Annotated in this window: 19 protein-coding genes, 1 tRNA gene and 2 pseudogenes; 6 read left to right on the plus strand and 16 right to left on the minus strand. The window is 73.8% G+C overall.

Annotated elements, in window-relative coordinates:
* Positions 1-87: 87 nt before the first annotated feature.
* Positions 88-1,947 (plus strand): ABC-F family ATP-binding cassette domain-containing protein, encoded by a 1,860-nt coding sequence (locus Y09_RS09640; RefSeq protein WP_053917518.1) that lies wholly within the window; start codon positions 88-90, stop codon positions 1,945-1,947.
* Positions 1,948-2,025: 78 nt separating this feature from the next.
* Here Y09_RS09640 and Y09_RS09645 read toward each other — a convergent pair whose 3' ends face one another.
* From Y09_RS09645 to Y09_RS09660, 4 genes are all read right to left on the minus strand, one after another.
* Entirely contained in the window at positions 2,026-3,858 is a 1,833-nt protein-coding gene (locus tag Y09_RS09645; protein WP_053917519.1) for an HNH endonuclease signature motif containing protein, read from the minus strand.
* 449 nt (positions 3,859-4,307) lie between these two features.
* A complete protein-coding gene (locus Y09_RS09650) occupies positions 4,308-5,234 on the minus strand; it encodes a 4-(cytidine 5'-diphospho)-2-C-methyl-D-erythritol kinase (RefSeq protein WP_053917520.1) in 927 nt (308 codons plus the stop codon).
* A complete protein-coding gene (rsmA, locus tag Y09_RS09655; RefSeq protein ID WP_053917521.1) occupies positions 5,231-6,208 on the minus strand; it encodes a 16S rRNA (adenine(1518)-N(6)/adenine(1519)-N(6))-dimethyltransferase RsmA in 978 nt (325 codons plus the stop codon). The genes Y09_RS09650 and rsmA overlap by 4 nt, the downstream gene beginning before the upstream one ends.
* Entirely contained in the window at positions 6,205-7,176 is a 972-nt protein-coding gene (locus Y09_RS09660) for a TatD family hydrolase (protein WP_053917522.1), read from the minus strand. The genes rsmA and Y09_RS09660 overlap by 4 nt, the downstream gene beginning before the upstream one ends.
* A gap of 326 nt (positions 7,177-7,502) precedes the next feature.
* On the opposite strand from Y09_RS09660, the gene rpmF reads away from it, so the two are divergent.
* Positions 7,503-7,673, plus strand: coding sequence for a 50S ribosomal protein L32 (gene rpmF, locus Y09_RS09665; protein ID WP_010551080.1), 171 nt, complete (start codon positions 7,503-7,505; stop codon positions 7,671-7,673).
* 132 nt (positions 7,674-7,805) lie between these two features.
* On the opposite strand, the gene rsmI is transcribed toward rpmF, so the two are convergent.
* Complete coding sequence (gene rsmI / locus Y09_RS09670) at positions 7,806-8,651, minus strand: 16S rRNA (cytidine(1402)-2'-O)-methyltransferase (RefSeq protein ID WP_053917523.1); 846 nt, start codon at positions 8,649-8,651, stop codon at positions 7,806-7,808.
* A gap of 96 nt (positions 8,652-8,747) precedes the next feature.
* On the opposite strand from rsmI, the gene Y09_RS09675 reads away from it, so the two are divergent.
* Positions 8,748-10,370 carry a dolichyl-phosphate-mannose--protein mannosyltransferase gene (locus Y09_RS09675; protein ID WP_053917524.1) on the plus strand — a complete coding sequence of 541 codons (1,623 nt, stop codon included), beginning with the start codon at positions 8,748-8,750 and terminating at the stop codon, positions 10,368-10,370.
* A gap of 83 nt (positions 10,371-10,453) precedes the next feature.
* The gene (gene malQ, locus Y09_RS09680) at positions 10,454-12,583 is read left to right on the plus strand and encodes a 4-alpha-glucanotransferase (RefSeq protein WP_053917525.1); all 2,130 of its coding nucleotides are present in this window, start codon (positions 10,454-10,456) and stop codon (positions 12,581-12,583) included.
* Between the two features lie 92 nt (positions 12,584-12,675).
* Here malQ and Y09_RS09685 read toward each other — a convergent pair whose 3' ends face one another.
* The 4 genes from Y09_RS09685 to Y09_RS09700 all read right to left on the minus strand — a co-directional run bounded on the left by Y09_RS09685 (position 12,676) and on the right by Y09_RS09700 (position 15,399).
* Complete coding sequence (locus Y09_RS09685) at positions 12,676-13,149, minus strand: S-ribosylhomocysteine lyase (protein WP_053917526.1); 474 nt, start codon at positions 13,147-13,149, stop codon at positions 12,676-12,678.
* A gap of 124 nt (positions 13,150-13,273) precedes the next feature.
* Positions 13,274-13,828, minus strand: coding sequence for a LysR substrate-binding domain-containing protein (locus tag Y09_RS09690; protein ID WP_010551075.1), 555 nt, complete (start codon positions 13,826-13,828; stop codon positions 13,274-13,276).
* Between the two features lie 9 nt (positions 13,829-13,837).
* The gene (locus Y09_RS09695) at positions 13,838-14,692 is read right to left on the minus strand and encodes an alpha/beta fold hydrolase (RefSeq protein ID WP_053917527.1); all 855 of its coding nucleotides are present in this window, start codon (positions 14,690-14,692) and stop codon (positions 13,838-13,840) included.
* On the minus strand, positions 14,689-15,399 hold the full coding sequence (locus Y09_RS09700) for an alpha/beta fold hydrolase (RefSeq protein WP_010551073.1): 711 nt from the start codon (positions 15,397-15,399) through the stop codon (positions 14,689-14,691). The genes Y09_RS09695 and Y09_RS09700 overlap by 4 nt, the downstream gene beginning before the upstream one ends.
* A gap of 80 nt (positions 15,400-15,479) precedes the next feature.
* On the opposite strand from Y09_RS09700, the gene Y09_RS09705 reads away from it, so the two are divergent.
* Positions 15,480-15,830, plus strand: a complete 351-nt coding sequence (locus tag Y09_RS09705; RefSeq protein WP_053917528.1) for a hypothetical protein — start codon at positions 15,480-15,482, stop codon at positions 15,828-15,830.
* Positions 15,831-15,925: 95 nt separating this feature from the next.
* Positions 15,926-17,116 (plus strand): Mur ligase family protein, encoded by a 1,191-nt coding sequence (locus tag Y09_RS09710; RefSeq protein ID WP_053917529.1) that lies wholly within the window; start codon positions 15,926-15,928, stop codon positions 17,114-17,116.
* Positions 17,117-17,173: 57 nt separating this feature from the next.
* Here the strand turns inward: Y09_RS09710 and Y09_RS17535 are convergent, their stop codons facing one another.
* From Y09_RS17535 to Y09_RS09735, 7 genes and pseudogenes are all read right to left on the minus strand, one after another.
* The gene (locus tag Y09_RS17535; RefSeq protein WP_159419649.1) at positions 17,174-17,455 is read right to left on the minus strand and encodes a hypothetical protein; all 282 of its coding nucleotides are present in this window, start codon (positions 17,453-17,455) and stop codon (positions 17,174-17,176) included.
* Positions 17,456-17,616: 161 nt separating this feature from the next.
* A tRNA-Ala gene (locus tag Y09_RS09720) sits at positions 17,617-17,689 on the minus strand.
* Between the two features lie 91 nt (positions 17,690-17,780).
* Positions 17,781-18,641 (minus strand): inositol monophosphatase, encoded by an 861-nt coding sequence (locus Y09_RS09725; protein ID WP_053917531.1) that lies wholly within the window; start codon positions 18,639-18,641, stop codon positions 17,781-17,783.
* 96 nt (positions 18,642-18,737) lie between these two features.
* Positions 18,738-19,295: a D-arabinono-1,4-lactone oxidase gene (locus Y09_RS17870; protein WP_255351676.1), complete on the minus strand. Its 558-nt coding sequence runs from the start codon at positions 19,293-19,295 to the stop codon at positions 18,738-18,740.
* 104 nt (positions 19,296-19,399) lie between these two features.
* A pseudogene (locus Y09_RS18115) lies at positions 19,400-19,531 on the minus strand (FAD-linked oxidoreductase); the annotation flags it as partial.
* A complete protein-coding gene (locus Y09_RS17875) occupies positions 19,528-20,076 on the minus strand; it encodes an FAD-binding protein (RefSeq protein ID WP_234695689.1) in 549 nt (182 codons plus the stop codon). The pseudogene Y09_RS18115 and the gene Y09_RS17875, both read right to left, overlap by 4 nt.
* A gap of 48 nt (positions 20,077-20,124) precedes the next feature.
* Positions 20,125-21,320: pseudogene (locus Y09_RS09735) on the minus strand (alanine racemase).
* Position 21,321 lies beyond the last annotated feature (1 nt).

The raw sequence follows: 21,321 nt of genomic DNA on the forward strand, positions 1-21,321 counted from the left end.
GGCGCACGGCACCCGGTGAGCGTCCGCTCCCGCGCCGCCCGGCACCCTCCGACCCCGCTCCCCGTCCCCCAGGAGGACCCCACCCGCATGGCTCATCTGCTCGGCACCCAGTCCCTCCACGTCGCGCTGCCCGATCGCGTGCTGCTCGACAACGTCACCGTCGGCATCGACGAGGGCGACCGCATCGGCGTCGTCGGCCGCAACGGCGACGGCAAGTCGACTCTGCTGCGCCTGCTCTCCCGCGCGCAGGAGCCTCACGGGGGACGGGTGACGGTCAGGGGCGGGGTGCGCCTCGGCGTCCTGACCCAGCAGGACGAGGCGACCGTCGGGGCGAGCGTGCGCGACCGCGTGGTGGGCGACCGGCCCGAGTACGAATGGGCCTCCGACGCGCGGATCCGCGACGTGCTCGCGGGTCTGCTCGGCGGCATCGCTCTCGACGCGCCGCTCACGGACCTCTCGGGCGGGCAGCTGCGCCGCGTGCATCTGGCGGAGCTGCTGGTCGGCGACTGGGACGTGCTGCTGCTGGACGAGCCGACGAACCATCTCGACGTCGAGGGCATCGCCTGGCTCGCCGAGCACCTGCGGCGGCGCTGGAGCGCGAAGGACGGCGGGCTCGTGGTCATCACCCACGACCGCTGGTTCCTCGACGCGGTGTGCACCCGGATGTGGGAGGTGCACGACGGGATCGTCGAGCCCTTCGAGGGCGGCTACGCCGCCTACGTCCTGCAACGGGTCGAGCGCGACCGACAGGCCGCCGCGATCGAGTCGAAGCGGCAGAACCTGATGCGCAAGGAGCTCGCGTGGCTGCGCCGCGGCGCGCCGGCGCGGACCTCGAAGCCGAAGTTCCGCATCGACGCGGCGAACGAGCTCATCGCCGGCGAGCCACCCGTGCGCGACACGGTCGCACTGACCCAGCTGGCGACCTCGCGGCTGGGCCGCGACGTGATCGACGTGCTCGACGTCGACGCCGGCTACGGCGACACGACCGTGCTGGAGGACGTGACCCTGCACATCGGCCCGGCGGACCGGATCGGGATCCTCGGCCCGAACGGGGCCGGGAAGTCGACGCTGCTCGCGCTGATCACCGGGGACCTCGAGCCGCTCGCCGGACGGGTCAAGCGCGGCAAGACGGTGACCGTGCGGCAGGTGTCCCAGCGGCTCGAGGGGCTGCAGGAGCATCTGGACTCCCGGGTCAGCGATGTCGTGGGGCGATACCGCACCACGTTCACGGCCGGCAAGGACGAGGTCTCCCCCGGTCAGCTGCTCGAGCGCCTGGGCTTCACCGCGGCGCATCAGAAGGTGCAGGTCAAGGCGCTCTCGGGTGGTCAGCAGCGTCGCCTGGACCTGCTGCTGACGCTGCTCGAGGAGCCGAACGTGCTGGTCCTGGACGAGCCGACCAACGACATGGACACGGACATGCTCGCGGCGATGGAGGACCTGCTGGACACCTGGCCCGGCCCGCTGCTGGTGGTCTCGCACGACCGCTACCTGCTCGAGCGCATCACGGACACGCAGTACGCGGTGCTGGACGGCACGGTGCGGCACGTGCCGGGCGGTGTGGAGCAGTATCTCGCGCTGCGCGCCGCGAGCGAGGAGGCCGCGGCGGGTTCGGCCTCGAGCAGGGCGACCGGCGCGGGCTCCTCCGGCGCTGCCGGCTCCGGGTCCGGGGCGGGCGGCGCAGGGCCCTCCGGGTCCGGCGGCAGCTCCGCGGTTGCCCCTGCCCTCTCCGGCGCCGAGGCGCATGCGGCGCAGAAGGAGCTCGGCGCGATCGAGCGGCGGATGCAGAAGCTCGAGAAGCAGACGGAGTCCCTGCACGCGAAGCTCGCCGGGCACGACCAGTCGGACTACCAGGGGCTGCAGGAGATCACCGCACAGCTGCAGGAGGTCGAGCGGGAGAACGAGGAACTCGAGGAGCGCTGGCTGGAGCTGTCCGAGCAGCTCGGCTGAGCGTCGACGCCCGGCTGAGGTCGGCCGGTGCACGGCACTCGGGATCCGCGATTCCCGGATCTGCTCATCTCCTCCCGACTATCTCCCCCGACTGCCGCGTCGCACGATCCAGTCACCCGGGTAGCCCGGGAGACGGTGGATCCGGTGCGGATCCGGGATGACCGTGAGCCGCAGGCGCAGATCCGTGAGCGCGCGCTGCAGGCTCATCAGATCTCCGGACTCGTCGCTCGCCAGCGGCAGCCTCTCGCGCCCACTGTTCCCAGGGTTGATCGCGTCGCATCGGCGGTCCGCGCGCTCGCCGGTCGTGCGGTGCTCCGTGATCCGCTCCCTCGCCGCATGCTCTGCCGTCGCGGGGCTTCTCGGAACATCGGTGTCGGATGCGCGACTCGCGGATGCGCATCGTCGTCGGTAGGTGCCGAGCGGATCGAGGTTGATCGCCCCGCGGGTCGCGCTGCGGCCGTGACGGGTGGTCCAGCGGACGGTGCGGCGCACGCCGTCCTCGTCGCGGACCACACGTGCGGTCTCCCCGGCGAGCTCCTTCTGGTTGCATGCGGCGCAGAGGCCGTTGCCGTTGTCGAGGGTCGTCGCCCCGCCCTGCGACCAGGGGGTGATGTGGTCGATCTGCCGTATCGGGGCGTCGCAATGGGGTCCGCGGCAGGTCTGGTGGGCGAGGGTGAGGAACCTGGTCAGCGCTGCGGGGAACGCCCGCGATCGTGACTCCACCGCGACCAGATTGCCGTGGTCGAGATCGGCGTAGAGCTGACGGATCGTGAGGGCGAGGCCGGTGTCCTCCTCGGCCTGGGCCGCGCGGAGCATCTCCTCGCGCACGTGGTCGTAGGGCACTGACCCGAACCCTTCGACCAGGGCGGCATCGGCGTGCGCGGGGGCGAGGAGGGACCGGTCGGTGATGACGATCCCGACATCGAGCGTCGTGGGGTCGATGCCGTCGCCGCGGCCGATCAGCGCGTCGGCGAAGAGGTCGGCCATGATCTGCTGGTGACCGCGCCGGTCCCCCTGGGCGCGGGCGCTCTCGGCCGCGACGTCGAGTCCCTTGCGGATCCGAGCGCCGTCGATGCCGGGGACGAGGGCGGTGATCCGCGCCATCCCGTGGTCGGTGCGCCGCACCGTCACGTGCCGCTCCCGCTTCGCGGCCTGGTGGCGCGCGGCGGCACCGGCAGGGTCGAGGGAGTGGAGGATCCTCGCCGCCTCGTCACCCCACTGCTGAGGCCCGCACCCTTCGAGCTCGTCGAGCCGGGAGGTGAGGATCGCATCGACCTGTCGACGCTGCTCCGGGGTCGCCGGGCCCAGGACCGAGCCGACCTTGTGGGCGGACTGCGGGAGCATGCGCGCGGAGGAGAGCGCCGAGATCATCCCGGGCATGCTGCGGACGAGCCGGCGGGAGGTCGCCAGCGTGCGCCCTGCGACCGCGCGGGAGGACTTCAGCGCCCGCGACGCTTCGGCGCGGGCCACCAGCGCGGCCTGCCTGGGGCTCTCCTCCCGTCGGAGGCAGTCCGCCTTCACCGCGTCCTCGAGGTGCACCGCTGTCCGCGCGCGCAGCGACTCGAGCGCTCCTACCAGGCCGACGATGGTCTCGAGAAGCGTCATCGTCCCGTCGATGTCCAGCGAGTCCAGAGGCGCGGAGCCCCGCGCACCGAGCTCGGCGAGGACCTCGCAGGTGGCGAGAAGGTCGAGCTCGCCGATGGTCAGCCGCTCGGCGTCGACCTGGATCGGGCGGTCCGCGCGAGGAGGGAGCTCGCCGGCTGGATCCCCGGACGGGCGGAAGTGCTCCCCGAACGGGCGACCATATTCCCCGGACGGGCGACCATGTTCCCCGGACGGGCGGCCGTGACCGCCGGAGGCGCCGGCGGCACCTTCGGGGATTTCGCGCTCGTTCGAGGATTCCTTCGACATGCCTCTATTTTCGCACAGCCATTCGATGAGGAGAAGACCCACAATGCAGCTACCGGCCAGGAACTTCATAGTGTGGATAAACAGGTCGCAGGGAGGAAAGGTCGGCGTCTGCGGCAAGGAGCGACACCAGCACCCGCCCGCCGACCTGCAAGCCCGCACCCATCTCGGGCCCTCAACTGCGCGTTCGAATCCACGGCGGAATGTCAAGCAGGGTCAATTCCTGTGGATAACTCGGATGCCGCCCACGATCGGCCGCGCCGGATTGTGGACAGCGCACTGTGGAAAACCAATATGTGGGGAGGAACCCTCGACACGACGCGGTGGATGACTCCGCTTCGTGGAGGAACCGTCCATGCCGCACCGGGACGGGGCCGCGCTCGGAGGGGCAGGCCGCAGCCCGGCCCAGCACTCCTCGAGCACGCCCGGAGCAGGGCAATCCGCAGCCCGGCTCAGCTCTCCTCGAGCACGCTCGCGCCGGGCGCCGAGCCACGCGCGATCAGGCAGGACTCCACCAGCCCGCCCTCCGTCAGGCCTGCCGCGATGGTGCGCGCGGCAGCCTCGTCCTCGACCAGCGCGGCGACCGTCGGCCCGGAGCCGCTGACGATCGCGCCGATCGCGCCGAGCCGCTCGGCGGCCTCGACGACCTCCTCGAGCCGGGGATGCAGGGCGAACGCCGCGGCCTGGAGGTCGTTGTGGAGGGTGTCGGCGAGCAGTTCGAGGTTGCCGCCGCTGAGCGCCTGGAGCTGTCGCTCGTCGATCTCGGGTCGCTCCGGCGGCACCCGGCCGCCCGCGAGCACGAGCTCGTCGAAGCGCCGGAAGACCTCCGGGGTGGAGAGGTGCCCGCCGGGGACGGCGAGCAGCCAGGTCCACTCGCCGTGGGTGAGCACCGTGGTGAGGTCCGCACCATTGCCGCGGCCGAGCGCGGTGTGGCCGAGCATCGAGAAGGGCACGTCGGCGCCGAGCCGTGCCCCGAGCGTGCGCAGCGCCTCGGCGCCGAGGCCCAGCCCCCACAGCCGGTCCAGCGCCACGAGCACCGCCGCCGCATCGGCCGAGCCGCCCGCCATGCCGCCGGCGACGGGGACCTGCTTGCGGACGTGGAGCGCCGCCGCCTCCCGCACCCCGCACTCGGTGCGCAGCAGCTCGGCGGCGCGCAGGGCGAGGTTGGTGCCGTCCAGCGGCACCTCCCCCGGCACCTCGGAGGTGATCGCGAGGCTCATCTCGTCGGCGCGGGACGCCGTGACGGTCTCGTAGAGGTCGACCGCCTGGAACACCGTCGCGAGCGCGTGGTAGCCGCGGCCGTCCACGCCGCCGACGTGCAGGGACAGGTTGATCTTGCCTGGGGCGCGCACGACCACCCGTTCGAGGGCGCCGCTCACCCCTCGGCTCCCGTCGCGTCGTCCTCGGGCGCGGGGTCCCCCGTCGGACCATCCGTCGCGACCTCGCCCTCGGCCTGCTCCACCGCGGCGTGCGCGATGGCGCGGAACTGCTCGACCTCGAGGGTCTCTCCTCGAGCCGACGGGTCGATCCCGGCGGCGCGGAGGATCTCCTCGGCGCGTGCCGCGGTGCCCGCCCAGCCGGCGAGCGCGGCGCGCAGGGTCTTGCGGCGCTGGGCGAAGGCCGCATCGATCACGGCGAAGACCTGCTCCCGCTCCGCCGCGGGGCCGAGCGGCTGCTCGTGACGGACCAGCTGAACGAGTGCGGAGTCGACGTTGGGGACGGGCCAGAAGATCTGGCGCGAGATCCGTCCGGCGTGGACGGCCCGGCCGTACCAGGCGGCCTTCACGCTCGGACCGCCGTAGGTGCGGGAGCCGGGCCCGGCGGTGAGGCGGTCGACGACCTCGGACTGGACCATGACCAGCGCCGAGCGGAGCGAGTCGAAGCGCTCCAGCATGGTCAGCAGGATGGGGGTGGCGACGTTGTAGGGCAGGTTCGCGACCAGCATCGTCGGCGCTCCCGCGCGGGGCAGCTCGGGCAGCTCGGTGACCTGGAGGGCGTCGGCGTGGACGAGGCGGAAGCGCTCCTCCTCGACGCCGCGGGCGCGCAGGGTCAGGGGCAGCAGCTCGGCGAGGCCGCGGTCGAGCTCGACAGCGACGACGTCCGCCTGCGTCTCGAGCAGGCCGAGAGTGAGGGACCCCAGGCCCGGCCCGACCTCGAGCACTGCCTGACCGGGCTCGACGCCGGCACGTCCGACGATGGTGCGCACCGTGTTGGGGTCCATCACGAAGTTCTGACCGCGCTGCTTCGAGGGGCGGATCCCCGCGGCCTCGGCGAGCTCGCGGATGTCGCGGTGCGTCAGCAGCAGGCCGGCGCCGTCCTGCTCGCCCCCGCGCCCCTGCTCCCCCGTGCTCATGCCGCGGCCGCCTCGGGCCAGCCGTACACGTCCTGGGTGGTCGCCCGCACGGCGCGGCAGGCCTCCTCGAGGGAGACACCGGTGGTCTCCGCGATCGTCGCCATGGTCAGCGGGATCAGGTAGGAGGAGTTCGGCCGGCCGCGATAGGGCACGGGGGTGAGGAAGGGCGCGTCGGTCTCGACCATGACCTGTCCGAGGCCCACCTCGGCGAGCGCGGCGCGGAGGTCGGTCGCGTTCTTGAAGGTGACGGTGCCGGCGAAGGAGAGGTACCAGCCGCGGTCTGCGCACTGGCGGGCGAACTCCGCGTCGCCGGAGAAGCAGTGGAAGACGGTCCGCTCGGGGGCGCCGTCGGCCTCGAGGATCTCGAGCACGTCGCGGTGCGCGTCGCGGTCGTGGATCTGGAGCGGGAGGTCGAGCTCCTTGGCGAGCGCGATGTGGGCGCGGAAGGAGGAGATCTGCGCCTCGCGGGCGTGCTCGTCCCTGCGGGAGGTGCGGAACCAGTCCAGGCCCGTCTCCCCCACCACGACCATGCCGGGGCCGCGCAGCAGCTCCGAGACCTCGGCGATCGCGGCGTCGAGGCCGATGATCCCGCGTCCGTCGTGGTCGTGGCCGCGGGCGTGCAGCGCCGCCTCGTTGGGGTGCACGGCGACGCCGCCGCGCAGGGAGGGCGGGCAGTCCGGGGCGGCCAGCAGCGCCGCGGTCCAGCGCACCGCCTCGAGGTCGGAGCCGATCGTGATCTGCGCGTCGATGCCGGCGGCGGCGGCGCGGTCCACGTGGTCCTGGACGCTGAGCTGCGTGTCCCCGTCGGCGAAGTCGAGGTGGCAGTGGTTGTCGATCACCGGGGACGGCAGCGGCTCGGGCGCGGGCGGCCAGGAGCGGTCGCGCTTCTTCCCGCGCGGATCGATGTCCTCGCGGTCGCGCACCGGCGGGAGCGCGGAGGCGGGAGTGTTCTCGTGCGGTGACGGCATGCGACCATCGTAGGAGGGTCGCCGCACTGCTCCGCACCGTGTCCTCGGGAGCGCCCCCGCGGCCTGCGGGGCCGACGGCTGTCGCGCTGCCGCGAAGCGCCGCGGAGGCGCCAGACCGGCTGTGTCCTGCACCGCCGGTGTGCTACCTCACGGAGCGCGAGGGCGCGGAATCGATGCGGATGTGGCAAGATGGGTCGTCGTTGCGCGCCCTTTCGTGCACCCGAGCGCCCCGATCGTCGTGTCCCCGGACACTGCAGCGGGTTCGGGTCGCTGCTCGGGACGGACGCCAACGCCGTTCATCCTCCGGACCGTCCAAGGAGCGTCCCATGGCAGTGCCCAAGTTCAAGATGTCCCGTGCGCGCACGCACTCCCGCCGCTCGCAGTGGAAGGCGAACAACGCCGACCTCGTGCAGGTGACGGTCCGCGGCCGCACCGCCAACGTCCCGCGGCGCCTCGCGAAGGCCTACCAGCGCGGCCTCCTCCAGATCGAGGACTGATCCCGCGCGGGCACGGCCCGCGTGCAGGACCTGCGAGAACGCCCCCGGCACCTGGTGCCGGGGGCGTTCTCGCATGCGGGGCCGGCGCGCCACCGGGCGCACAGGCCGCCTGCGCCCTCGCCACCGGCGTCCTCACCGCCGACGGGCGGCGAGCGCGAGGTCGTAGAGCTCGCTCGCGCCGACGCCCTCGTGGACCCGGGCGATCTCCTTCGCGGCGTCCTTGAGCCGCTCCCCCGCGGCCGCCCGCTCGAGCACCTCGTCGACGAGGTCCTCCGCGGAGGCGGCGACCGGCTCGGCCCCGGCGACCACGATCACGATCTCGCCGAGCACCTCGGTGCCCTCCGCCCAACGGGCCAGCTCGGCGAGGGTGCCGCGCAGGATCTCCTCGTGCGTCTTGGTCAGCTCGCGGGCCACGGCCGCCCGTCGGCCCTCGCCGAAGGCCTCCGCCATCGCGGCGAGGGTCGCGGCGGTGCGCCGCGGCGATTCGAAGAAGACCATGGTGCGCCGCTCGCCCGCGAGCGGCTCGAGGGCGCTCGCGCGTCGGCCGCCGCGGCGGGGCGGGAAGCCCTCGAAGGTGAAGCGGTCCGGGGCGATCCCCGAGGCGGCTAGCGCGGTGAGCACGGCCGACGGGCCGGGGATCACCGTGACGGGCAGGTCCTCTTCCGCGGCGGCGCGCACGGCCTCGAAGCCGGGATCGGAGACCACCGGCATCCCGGCGTCGGTGACCACGAGGACCCGCTGCCCGGCGCGGACCGCCTCGAGGAGCGTCGCGGTCCGCTCGGCCTCGTTGTGCTCGTGATAGGAGAGGATCCTCGCGCTCGTGGAGACCTCGAGGTCGGTCATCAGCCGGTGCAGGCGCCGGGTGTCCTCGGCGGCGATGAGGTCCGCGGAGCCGAGCGCCCGCAGCAGGCGCACCGAGGCGTCCAGAGGGTTCCCGATCGGGGTGGCGGCGAGGGTGAGGACTCCGGGCTCGAGCATCCCGCCATGCTAGTGCCGTCGGTGCCGGTCCCCTCGACGCCGTCGGGCTCCGCGTGCTGTCCGTGCCGCGGCCTGCCGATCACCTAGCATGACCGGGTGCGCACCGAGCTGTCCGAGGAGGAGTCCGCGGCGGGGGCCCGTCGTCGTGCGGCCGTCGAGGACGAGCCGGGCGCGCTGCTGACCACCTACCGCCGGCGTCTGCGCGCCGTCGACCTGCCGGTCTCGCGGATGGCCTGGGCCGGGGCGATGGCCGTGTTCGGCCTCGCGCTCGTGCTGAGGCTGTGGGGGCTGGGCTCCATCGGGGAGCTGATCTTCGACGAGACCTACTATGTCAAGGACGGCTACACCCTCACCCAGCAGGGCGTGGAGATGGACTGGCCCGAGGAGCCCGATGCGGCCTTCGAGGCCGGGGACGTCGACTCCTACGAGGAGTCCGCCTCCTACGTCGTCCATCCGCCGCTCGGGAAGTGGCTGATCGGCGCGGGCATGACGCTGCTGGGAGCGGACAGCCCCTGGGGCTGGCGGATCTCCTCCGCCGTTCTCGGCTCCCTCGCGGTGCTGATGCTGACCTTCATCGCGCGGCGGCTGTTCCGCTCCACCACCGCGGGCCTCATCGCGGGGCTCCTGTTCGCCGTGGACGGGATGGCGCTGGTCCATGCGCGCACGAGCCTGCTGGACCCCTTCCTGATGGTGTTCGTGCTCGCCGCCTTCGGCGCGCTGCTCATCGACCGCGACCGGTTCCGGGAGCATCTCGCGCTGACCGCCGCCCGGATGCAGCTGGCCTCCGAGGCGCCGCCCCCGCTCGGGGCCTCGGGCGGGCTGCGGCCCTGGCGGCTCCTGGCCGGGGCGCTGCTGGGGGCGGCCTGCGCGGTGAAGTGGTCGGGGCTGTACTTCGTGGCGGTCTTCGGGATCATGACCGTGCTGTGGGACTGGTGGGCGCGCCGCACGATCGCCCAGCCCCGCTGGTTCCTCGTCGGGCTGGTGAAGGACGCGATCCCCGCGTTCTTCGCGGTGGTCGGCACGGCGCTGCTGACCTACCTCGTCTCCTGGGCCGGCTGGTTCGCCTCCTCGATCGGGTACAACCGGCACCTCGCTGCCGACGAGGGCGTCGCCACCGGCTTCGGTCCGCTCGATGCGCTGATCTCGCTGTGGCTGTACCACCGTCAGGCCTACGACTTCCACGTCGGCCTCGACTCCGAGCACCCGTACGCGGCGCATCCCGCGGGCTGGCTGCTGCAGCTGCGGCCGACGAACTTCTACTACCGCTCCTACGACTACGGGGAGAACGGCTGCGAGGTCGCCCGCTGCGGCGCGCACATCCTCGATGTCGGCAATCCGCTGATCTGGTGGCTGGGAGCGCTGGCGATCCTCGTCGCCGTGGTGCTCGGGATCGTGCATCGCGACGGGCGGGCGTGGGCGTCGCTGTCGGGGATCGTCGCCGGCTACCTGCCGTGGCTGCTGTACACCGATCGCACCATCTTCACCTTCTACGCGATCGCCTTCGAGCCGTGGCTGATCCTGTGCCTGACCTATGTGCTCAGCCTCGTGATCGGTCCGCCGGGCGCGGAGCGGGAGCGGCGTCTTGCCGGAGGGCTGTTCGTCGGCTCGCTGCTGGTGCTCATCGTGATGGTCTCGGCGTTCTTCTGGCCGGTGTGGACCGGGCAGGTGCTGGACGTGGAGCAGTGGCAGTACCGGATGTGGCTGCCGTCCTGGACCTGACAGACCGCGGGCGCGCCGGCATCCCGTGCGGCAACCCCGCAGTCCGGTGCATCACGGCCCCTGCCCGCCGCTACGATGACGCCATGGCCACGGACTCCTCAGCGCTGCGAGCTCTCGCCCACGACCTCGGTGTCAGCACCCGGTACTGGGGGTGGGACGGCACCGAGAAGGATGTCGCGGACTCCACCCTGCACGCGATCCTCGCCGCGCTCGGCTCCCCGCTCGCCTCCGACGAGGACATCGCCGCCGTCCGCGCCCGCCGCGAGCGCGCCCCGTGGGAGAGCACCCTCCCGCCCGTGACGGTGATGCGCGAGGACCGGGCATCGAGCGTCCCCGTGCACGTCGACCACGGCACCCCCGTCACCGTGCACGTCCTGCTCGAGGAGGGCGGCCGGGTCGACCTCGTCCAGGGCGAGGACCACACCCCTGCCCACGACCTGGACGGCACGCTGCGCGGTCGCGCCCGCTTCCTGCTGCCGGAGGGCCTGCCGCTGGGCTGGCATCGGCTGGTCGCCGAGACCGCCGCCGGTCCCGCCGAGGCGGACCTCGTGGTCACCCCGGCACGGCTCACCGTCCACGAGCAGTACGCGGCCCGGCGCGCCTTCGGCGTCCAGGCGCAGCTGTACTCGGTCCGCTCCGAGCGGTCCTGGGGCATCGGCGATCTCGCCGACATGCGCGACCTCGCCGCGATCGCAGGAGCCCGCCACGGCGCGGACTTCCTGCTGGTGAACCCGCTGCACGCCTCCTACCCGACCCCGCCCGTGGAGCCCTCCCCCTATCTCCCGGTCACCCGGCGCTTCACCGCCCCGCTGTACCTGCGGATCGAGGACGTGCCCGAGCACCGCTCCCTCACCGAGGTCGCCCGTCAGAAGGTCGAGCTGCTGCGCGGCACGGTCGCGGACCGCAACACGCGCGGGGACCGGCTCGAGCGCGATGCCGTGCTGGAGGCGAAGCTCGAGGCGCTCGAGGAGCTGTTCGCGGTGCCGCTGACGGCGGGCCGGGCCGCGCTGCTGGACGCCTACCGGGCGCGGGAGGGGCAGGGGCTCGAGGACTTCGCCCTGTGGTCCGCGATCGCGGAGTCGATGCGCGGCACGCCCAGGGAGACCGTGCTGCAGCATCTCGACGAGGCGGTCCTCGAGCAGGCACGGACAGAGCTCGCCGACCGGATCGAGTTCCACGTCCGCGTGCAGTGGTGGCTGGATGAGCAGATGGCCGCCGCCCAGGCCGCCTCGCGCGAGGCCGGGATGCGGATCGGGATCATGCACGACCTCGCCGTCGGCGTCGAGCAGGTCGGCGCGGACTCCTGGGCGCTGCAGGACGTGCTCGCGCGCGGCGCGAGCGTCGGCGCCCCCGCCGACCAGTACAACCAGCAGGGCCAGAACTGGTCGCAGCCGCCCTGGCACCCCGAGCGCCTGCGCGAGGCGTCCTACCGGCCGTGGCGGGACATGCTGCGCACCCTGATGCGGCACGCCGGTGCGCTGCGGATCGACCACGTGCTGGGCCTGTTCCGGCTGTGGTGGATCCCCGAGGGGCACCGGGCGGCCGACGGCGCCTACGTCTCCTACGACCACGAGGCGATGATCGGGATCCTCGCGCTCGAGGCGCAGCGCTCGGGCACCCTCGTCGTCGGCGAGGACCTGGGCACCTTCGAGCCATGGGTCCGGGACTATCTCGTCGATCGCGGGATCATGGGCACCTCGATCCTGTGGTTCGAGTACGACGGCGAGCGGAAGCCGCTGCGCGCCGAGGAATACCGCACCCTGTGCATGGCCTCGGTGAACACCCATGACCTGCCGCCGACGGCCGGCTATCTCGCCGGCGACCACGTCACCCTCCGCCACGAGCTCGGGCTGCTGGAGCGGCCGCTGGACGAGGAGCTCGCGACCGACGCCGCCGGACGCGAGGAGGTGCTGGACGTGCTGCGGGCCGAGGGGCTGCTGGCCCCGGGTCCGGCAGGCGACGTCGAGGAGACGGTGATCGCGCTGCACCGGCACCTGGCCCGCACCCCGTCGATGCTGCTCGGGGTCTCGCTCGTGGACTGCGTGGGCGAGCGACGGATCCAGAACCAGCCGGGCACCGACGAGGAGTACCCCAACTGGCGGATCCCGCTCGCGGACCCGGCCGGCCGGCCCGTCGGCCTCGACGAGATCGCGACCGATCCCCGCACCGCACGGCTGCTCGCCGCGGTGCGGGAGGGGATCGGCGGGCGCTGAGCCCGCTCTCCCCCGCCCGCCGGGACGCTCGACGACGCAGCCCCGCCTCCCGTGATCGTGGGAGGCGGGGCTGCGTCGTCGGCGGGGCAGGCTCAGGAGGCGGTGACGGTGCCCCACTCCTCGCGCGCCTCGAGGAAGGCGCGGGCCGCGGCCTGGGCGCCCTCGAGGCTGTGGTGGGCGCCCCAGCCGCACTGGACCTCGTTCGCGGCGGGGACCTCGTCGGCCGCGAGCAGGTCGCGCAGGGTCGCCTCGAGGATCGGGGCGAAGCCGTCCGCGTCGTGGTCCCCCACCAGCAGCACGTAGAACCCGGTGCGGCAGCCCATCGGGGAGACGTCCAGGACGTCCCCGGAGTGGTTGCGCATGTGCTCGGCCATCATGTGCTCGAGCGAGTGGACCGTCTCGGACTCGAGATGGGCGAGGTTCGGCTGGGTGAAGCGGACGTCGAACTTGGTGAGCACGTCGCCGCCGGGCAGCTCCTTGCGGTCGGCGATGCGCAGGTAGGGCGCGGCGACGGTGCGGTGGTCGAGGTTGAAGCTCTCGACGTTCATGCGGGGCTGCTCGGTCATGGTTCTCCTCTGGTCGGGGGTGGGCGGAGGGGTCAGGGGCCGACACGGCGGATGCGTGATCTGCGCGGTCGGCGGGTGCGGAGGCGCGGCGCTCTGCGCGGCTCGGTCAGCGGCTCGGGCGCGGTCAGCGGCTCGAGCGGGAGGTGCGGCCGCGGACGACACCGACGAACTCCTGACGGATCTCGTCGTCGGCCGCGCGCGGCCAGGCGAGCGCGATGCGTGTCGGTTCGCCGTCCCGCAGCGGGAGGGCGACGGCGTCCTTGCGACGGTGGAGGCGGGCGAGGGAGAGCGGGACCCGCGCGAAGCCGACTCCGCTCGCGGCCACGGCGATCCGCGAGGCGGCATCGTCGAGGTGCTCCTGCCGGATCTCGGTCTGCCCCTCGAGGTCGGCCTCGACGATGTCGTCCTGCAGGCTCAGCACGTCCTCGTCGCCGACGACCACGCAGGCGCGCTCCTCCCACAGCGCCACCCGGTGCAGCTGCTCGCCCGACTGCTCCGGCAGCGGGAGGCGCACGAAGCACATGTCGACCTCGCCGCCGATCAGCGCCTCCGTCTGGCGGGAGAGCGGGACGGGGACGAGCTCGAGCCAGGCATCGCGGCGGCCGGACTTCCAGCGGCGCAGGAAGCGGTCGGGCTCGACGCCGGGCACGAAGCCGACGCGCAGGGTGGTGTGGTGCATGGGACCAGACTAGGGCCCGAGACGGTGCTGGGTCGTCCCGGGGCTCGTCGGTCGTTCGGCGCGGGCGAGGACGCGCAGCAGGTCCGGGGTGAAGCGCTCGGCGCGGACGAGGTTCAGCATGTGGTTGCCGTAGGGCAGCAGTTCGAGCCGGCCCTGCGGGGCGGCGGCCGTGAACGATCGCTCGTGCAGGCGCAGCTGTTCGAGGCGGCCGTGGAGGAAGGTCACCGGCACCGGGATGCGGGACAGCTCGCCGCGCAGGTCCAGGGAGGCGACGGCGGCGAAGGCGGGGGCGACCACGTCGATGTCGGCCCGACCGCCGCGCAGGTAGGCGCGGGCCCCGTCCCGGCCCAGCAGCCAGGTGAAGGGGAAGGCCTCGGAGCCCGTGCGCATCGAGGGCAGCAGGTCGGTGGCGGTGATCAGGCGGGCGTAGAGCCGGGCGGTGAGCGGGGTGGGCTGCACCGCGGCGCCGCACGCGACGAGGGAGCCGAGGACGGGGGATGCACCGGCCCAGTCGGTGCCGGCGTCGGCCCGGTCCGCCGCGCCGAGCCGCGCCGCGGAGCGGATCGCGAGCATCCCGCCGAGCGAGCTGCCGACGAGGTGGACGGGCAGAGCGGTCGCCTCGTGCGCGGTGCGCGCGGCGCCCTCGATGACGGACTGCGCGGCCTCGAGGGTGAAGTTCTCGCCGCGGCGAGCGCCGTGCCCCGGCAGGTCCGGGGCGAGGACGTGGTGGCCGGCGGCGCGGAGCGCGGGCACCTGCGGGTCCCACTGGCTGTGGGAGGTGCGGGTGCCGTGCACGAGCACGACGGGCCAGGGACGTGCGGGCCCGGCAGGGCCGGAACCGACGAGAACCGCGGGGTCGCTCACGCCGGCACCGTCGCCGCCGCGCAGCGGTGCAGCACCTTCGCGAAGCGCTTGGGGCGGGAGAGGTTCGCGATGTGCCCGGCGTCCTGGAGGATCACGAGCTCGCCGTCGCGGGCGGCCTCGACGAAGAGCGCCTCGTGGCGGCGGAAGGGGTCGTGCTCGCCGTTGACGAAGGTGATCGGCACGTCGATCGCGGCGACGTCGGCGAGCAGGTCGAGGGCGCCGATCGTGCGCACCACGGTTCGGATCACGCCGTGGGCGCGGCCGCCTCCGTAGTAGCGCTTCGCGGCCTTGCGGGTGTGGCGCCGGGCGAAGGAGCGGGCGACGCGGGCATCGGAGTCGCCGGGCAGCCAGTCCTTCATCGTCATCCACAGCCCGTACATCCGCGCCATCGCGGGTCCGGGCACGATCGTGCAGTCCGCGGCGACGACGCCCGCGAGCCGGCCGGGGTTCGTGCCGGCGAAGTGGAGGGTGAGATAGCCGCCGAGCGAGAGGCCGACGAGCAGCGGCGGCTGCTGGCAGCGGGAGACGGCCTCGTCGATCGTGGCGAGCGCGGACTCGAGGGTGAAGGGCTCGCCGCGGCGGGCGCCGTGGCCGGGCAGGTCCGGGGCGATCACCTCGTAGCCGCGGTCGCGCAGACGGCGCACCTGGCCCTTCCACATGGTGCGCGAGGAGCGCACGGCGTGGATCAGCACGATGCTCCGAGTCACGGCGTCCCCTCCCCCGGTCCTCTGCGGCCCGTCCCGCACGGAGCGTACCGGAGCTCTCGGAGCGGGACTAGCCTGGGACGATGCCGAGCTACCGCCTCCACCTGCCGATCGGTGCGCTGCGCGCCGGCTCCTCCCCCGCCGACGTGCTCGAGCAGGCCGCGCTCGCGCTCGGCTCCCTCCACCCCGTGGAGCGGAAGGACGTCGAGGCGCCGCTCGTCGCGGGCCGGCGCGTCGGCCGGGTGGTGCTGCGCTTCGGCGTGGATCCGAGCTCCCGGGCGGAGGAGGACGAGTCTGCACGGCGGGCCCTCGCGGCGGTGGCCCGGCATCTCGAGGAGACCGTGTGCGAGGTCGCTCCGGCGAGCGCCGTGGTGCTGAGCCGCGGTGCGGGCGGGCGGTTCCGTCCGATCCCGCCGTCACGCTCCGGGGCCTGATAACGAGTGCCGGGCCTGGGACGGGCCCTGGTCGTGTGGTGGGATGAGAGCGGTGCGCCGTCCGCGCGTGCTGCCGTCGTCCCAGGGGGAGAACGATGATCCAGCCCGTCACCGCACCCGTCGGCCGCCCGCTCGTCAGCGCAGTCACCGGCACCAACGGCAAGACCACCGTCGCGACCGCGACCCTGCAGCTGCTGCGCGCGGCGGGGCTGCGCGCGGCAGGCTGCGACTCGACCGGGATCGACGACGTGCACGGTGCGGTGAGGCCCGCGCAGTTCCGGCGCTCTGCGCAGTTCCTGCCGGACCTCATCGCCGAGCTGGTCGCGCTCGGTGCGGAGGCGATCTCGCTCGAGGCCTTCGTCGGGATCCTCAAGGACGGGCTGCTCGAGCACGTCGAGGTCGACGTGGCGGTGTGCACCGGGCTCGAGCGCGACCATCTCGACGTGCACGGCAGCCTCGAGGCGTACTGGGGCGCGAAGCTGCGCCTGTTCGAGGAGCACCTGCGGCCCGACGGGGTGGCGGTGCTGGCGACGGACTGCGCGCAGGGGGATCTGGTGCGGGACGCGGCGGCGCGGCGCGGGGCGCGACTGGTGACGGTCGGTCCCGGCGGTGACGTGGTGCTCGAGGAGGCCGAGGAGGTCGCCGCGGCCGACGGGGCGGTGCGGCTCGAGGGGGTGCTGTGCGTGGGCTCGCAACGTCTCCCGGTGCTGCTGCCGACGGTGCACGCGGTGGCGGTGATGAACCTGCTGCTCGCGGCGAGCGCGGTGATCGCCCTCGGTGCGGGGCCCGGGACGGTGGCCGAGGCGCTGGCCGGGGTGACTCCTCCCCCGGGTCGGCTCGAGGTGATCGGGCGCCGCGGCGGCGTCACCGCGATGGTCGACACCGCGCACAACCCCGCGGCGCTGCGCACAGCGCTCACGGCGGTGCGGGACCGGACCGAGGGCAGGGTGCTCCTGGTGGTCGGTGCCGGCGGGGAGCGTGACCGGGCCAAGCGCGCCCCGATGGGCGAGATCGCGGCCGAGCTCGCGGACCTCGTCGTCCTCACCGACGACAACCCGCGCCGGGAGCCGCCCGCCCGGATCCGCGCCGAGGTGCGGGAGGGCTGCCCGGACTCGATCGAGGTGCCGCGCCGGGCCGATGCGATCCGCGCCGCCTGGGAGATGGCGCGCAGCGGCGACGTGGTACTGGTGGCCGGCAAGGGCGACGAGACGGAGCAGCTGGTGGGGACGCAGCGCGTGCCGCACGATGACCGGGCTGTGCTGCGAGCGCTGCTGGCACGCGACTGACGGGCTGGACATGACGGTGCGGCGCCCGCTCGTCGCGGACGCCGCACCGTGGTCGACTCAGATCAGGCCGCCATCCGGGTCATAGCCGCCGTCCGGGTCGTAGCCCCCGTCCGGGTCGTACCCACCATCGGGGTCGTAGCCCCCGTCCGGGTCATACCCGCCATCCGGGTCATAGCCCCCGTCCGGGTCATACCCGCCGTCCGGGTCGTACCCGCCGTCCGGGTCGTACCCGCCATCCGGGTCATAGCCCCCATCGGGGTCATACCCGCCATCGGGGTCATAGCCGCCATCCGGGTCGTACCCGCCGTCGGGATCGTAGGTGGAGCGTGCGTCGGTCATGGTGTCCCCCTCTGTGTCGTCGGACCGATGCACGACCGAGTGAACCCGGTCACACGTCGAGGCGCAAGGGACGGGACGGAATCGATGGCGGCATCGCCGCGGTCGTCCCGTTCGCCGACGCGAAGAACCCCGCCGGTCCGGAGACCAGCGGGGTGATTTTGTGGAGCTAGGGGGATTCGAACCCCCGACCTTCTCATTGCGAACGAGACGCGCTACCAACTGCGCCATAGCCCCATGTCGCTCGGCGACCGCATCAGATTAGCACCCCACCAGGAATGCTGTCGCATCGAGGCGGGCCTCTTGACGAAGGTCACAGAGCGGGCGCTCAGCTCCGGACCCGCAGAGCCTGCAGCTCGTCCTGCAGCGCATCGAGCACCTCGAGCCGCCCCTGGCCGGAGCAGGCGACGTAGGCGGGCTGGAGGTGGTCGGGACGCTCGGCGACCTCCTCACCGGGCCAGGTGCGCAGGGAGCCGCCGGCGCGGCGGACGATGTGTAAGCCGGCCGCGACGTCCCAGGAGTTGATCGCGGTCAGCGCGGTCGCGTCCGCCCATCCCGCGGCGACGTAGGCGAGCTCGAGCGCGGCGGAGCCCAGGTGGCGCACCGCGGAGACCGAGTCCTCGAGGGTGCGGACGGCGCCGGCGGCGAACTCCGGGAAGCGGGAGCCCGTGCGCTGGCCGGGGTAGCCGGAGAGCACGAGGGCGTCGGGGGCGGGGCGGGTCTCGCGCGGGGTGATCTCGCGGCCGTTCAGGGTCGCGGGCCCGTCGGCCGCGGCGAAGACCTGGCCGAGCACCGGCGCGTCGATCACGCCGGCGACCAGCTCGTCGCCGATGGTGACGCCGATCGAGATGCAGAACAGCGGCAGGCCGGCGGCGAAGTTGCTGGTGCCGTCGATCGGGTCGACGTAGAAGCTGACCTGCTCGGGACCGGAGTGCTCCGCGGCGGGGCGCTCCCCGCCCTCCTCGCCGACGATGCGGGCGCTGGGCAGCAGGCGGCGCAGCTCGGAGACGATGATCTCCTCGCTGCGGCGGTCGTGCTCGGTGACGATGTCGTGGCTGGAGGTCTTGTACTCGCGGGAGAGGTCGTCGCGGTCGAGGCCGCGGAGGTACTCGGCGGCGGCATGCGCGGCGGTGAGGGCGTGCTCGAGCAGCTGGGCCGGGGACGGGGCGGAGGTATCGGTGGTGTTCATCACCGCCAGGCTAGTCCGCCCTGGTCAGGATCGGGGCGACGGCCCGGAGCACGGACGCCTCCCCTTCCTCGACCGGCCCTCCACGGCATCGCCGGGTCACGTCCCGAGAAGATGGCGCAGCGCAGGGGTCATGAGCTGGCCGTCCGGGTCCGCGGCGCGGCGCACGGCGCGGAAGTCCTCGAAGCGCGGGTAGAGCCGGGAGAGCTCGCGGGCGCCCAGCCAGTGCATCTTGCCCCAGTGGGGCCTCGCCCTGAAGTCGGCGAGGGTGCGCTGGACGAGCAGCAGGTAGGGCCCGGCCTCCTCGCGGTGGTAGCGGTGCGCGGCGATGTACACGGTCTCCCCCTCGAACGCGGTGGAGAGCCAGACGTCGTCGGCCGCGGCCCGGCGGATCTCGAGCGGGAAAGTGACGCGCACGTCCTCGGCCGTGAAGCGGGCGCGCAGCGCTGCGAGCGCCGCCTCGAGGTGCTCGGCCGGCAGCGCCCACTCCGACTCGTGGAAGCGCACGCGGCGCGGTGCGGCGTACGCCGCGGCGGAGTCGTCGACGGTGCGCGGGCCGGCGAAGACGTGGGAGGCGAGCTCGGCGACGGGCCTCGACAGCGGCGGGGCGAGGGCGGCGGCGCGGCACAGCATCTCCCAGGTTCCGTTGCCGAGCACCTCGCGCTGCAGCAGCTCGGCGGCGCGCGGGGACGCTGCCGGGGCGCGTCGGCCGGGAGTCGGCGCATGGTGCGCACGGTCGCGCGGTCGGTGCGGGGGAACCAGAAGATCTCGTGGTGGTCCTCGCTCTCGCAGGTCGCGAGGAACTCGCCGGCGGCCTCGTCGAGGGGCCGGGTGGTCTCGACCAGCTCGAGCCGGTAGGCGGGCACGCACTGCAGGGTCACCTCGAGGATCACCGCGATCGTGCCGAGGCCGAGCCGTGCCGCCTCGAAGAGGTCCTGGTCCGGGTCGGCGAGGTGTCGAGGACGGAGCCGTCGGGCAGGGCGATCCGCAGTGCGCGCACCGTGCCCGCGAAGCCGGTGTAGCGCGCGCCGGTGCCGTGGGTGCCGGTCTGGATCGCGCCGGCGATCGACTGCCGGTCGATGTCCCCCATCGTCTCCAGCGCCAGGCCGTGCGGGGCGAGGAGCTCGGCGACCGTCCAGAGCCGGGTGCCGCCGCGCAGGGTCACCAGGCCGGTCGCGGGATCGGCGCGGACCAGACCCTGATAGCCGTCGAGGGTGAGGAGCAGCCCGTCGGTCGCCACCAGCGGGGAGAAGGAGTGTCCGCCGCCGAGCACGCGCAGCGGGAGACCGCGGGAGCGTGCCTCCCGGAGCGCGGCGGTGACCTCGTCCTCGCTGGTGGGGGCGAGGATCTCGTGCGGGGTGAAGCGGACCGCACCGGACCAGTTGCGGCGCGGTCGGGGGCGGTCGGTGCGCGGGCGGCGGCTCGGGCTCGTCGTCATCGACGGCTCCTTCCGGGACAGGGGCGGCAGGGCGCTGCGGGCCGGGGATCAGAGGAAGGTCCGACCCTCGCCGCGATAGGTGGGCATCGGATCCAGGACCTGCTCGCCCTGGACGGGCAGGTAGTGGGAGAAGTGCTCGGCGGGCTCGCCCGACTTGGCGTGCCGCAGCCACACCGTGTCGCCGACGCGCAGGTCCTCGGCGGCGGGTCCGATCACGGGGGTCTGCACCTCGACGGCCGCCTCCTGCGGGGCGAAGGCGAGTCCGGGCGGATGGGCGATGGTGGGCAGGTGGTCCGTGCCGGGCGGGCCGGAGGCGATCCACCCGCCGCCGAGCACGGTCGCGACGCCCTGGGCGGGGCGGCGCACCACGGAGGTGCCCAGCCACAGCGCGGGCTGCGGGGTGAAGCCGCGGTAATGGTCGAAGAGGCCCGGCCCGATCAGTCCCGAGCCGGCCGCGACCTCGGTGACGGCCTCCTCGGCGGCGCTGGACTCGAGCGAGCCGGTGCCGCCGGCGTTGACGAACTCGAGCGGGACGAGCTCCCGGACGGCGGCGACCACCTCGGCGCGGCGTGCGGCGATCTCGGGGCGGGACAGGCGCTTCATCGCGCGGACCGCGGCGCCGTAGGGGGTGGGGGCGGCGTCGGTGACCCCGGCGATGTGGCCCTCTTAGGCCATCAGGCCCACCAGCCGGAGCCGGGGCCGGGCGAGCACCGCGCGGGCGAGGTCGACGGCCTGGCCCGCCGTGCGCACCGGCGAGCCCAGGGCGCCGAAGCGGATCCCGGGCAGCGGGGCGAAGGAGACGTCGAGCTCGAGCGCCACGCGGATCCTGCGTCCGCCCGTGCGGGGAGGGAGGTCGGCGGTGGCGTCGAGGATCAGGTCCAGCTGCGCGGTCTCGTCGACCATGAGCGTGATCGCGCCCAACGCCTCGGGCGAGGCGGCGAGGCGGCGCAGCGCCCCGCGGTCGGATAGGCGACCAGCACGTCCCGTGCCCCGTGGGCGACGAGCCGCAGGGCCTCGGGGAGGGTGAAGGCGAGGATCCCTGCGATGCCGGGGCGGGCGAGGAGCCGGTCGAGCAGCCCCCGCACCCGCAGCGACTTCGAGGCGATGCGCACCGGGGTGCCGCCGGCGCGGCGGAGGAGGTCGTCGGCATTGGCGTCGACGGCGTCGAGGTCGAGGACCGCGAGGGGCCGCTCGGACCATCCCGCCCGGGCCAGCAGTCCGTCGAGCCCTGCGAGGTCGCGCACC

The organism is Brachybacterium sp. SW0106-09 (assembly GCF_001293905.1).
Classification (GTDB): domain Bacteria; phylum Actinomycetota; class Actinomycetes; order Actinomycetales; family Dermabacteraceae; genus Brachybacterium; species Brachybacterium conglomeratum.